We start from the raw sequence: 270 nt of genomic DNA, 5'->3' as shown, positions 1-270 counted from the left end.
GCAGCGCCAGCACCGAGGCCAGCAGCTCGGTGCTGTACTGCTTGGCCTCCACGGCGTGGTAGACCGCCGGCGAGGCCAGCGCCAGCAGCCCCACCGCCAGCGCCGCCGCCCAGGGCCGCAGGAAGTGGTGGGTCACCGGCACGAAGGCCGCCAGCGCGGCCAGCCCGCACAGCAGCGGGAAGAGGCGCAGGGCCATCTCCCCCTTGCCCAGCAGCTCCACGGCCAGCCGCTCGGCCCACAGGAAGCCCAGCGGCGCCTTCTGCTCGTAGG

General features: G+C 74.8%; 1 protein-coding gene. It reads right to left on the bottom strand.

The genetic code is table 11. From position 1 onward, the window contains the following. Positions 1–270: glycosyltransferase family 39 protein (locus H7U12_RS23055; protein ID WP_186642153.1), on the bottom strand; the 270-nt coding region annotated here is incomplete at both ends.

Origin of the sequence: Rufibacter sediminis (assembly GCF_014269285.1) — a bacterium.
Classification (GTDB): Bacteria; Bacteroidota; Bacteroidia; order Cytophagales; family Hymenobacteraceae; genus Nibribacter; species Nibribacter sediminis.
This window is presented reverse-complemented; position numbering and strand designations above follow the sequence as displayed.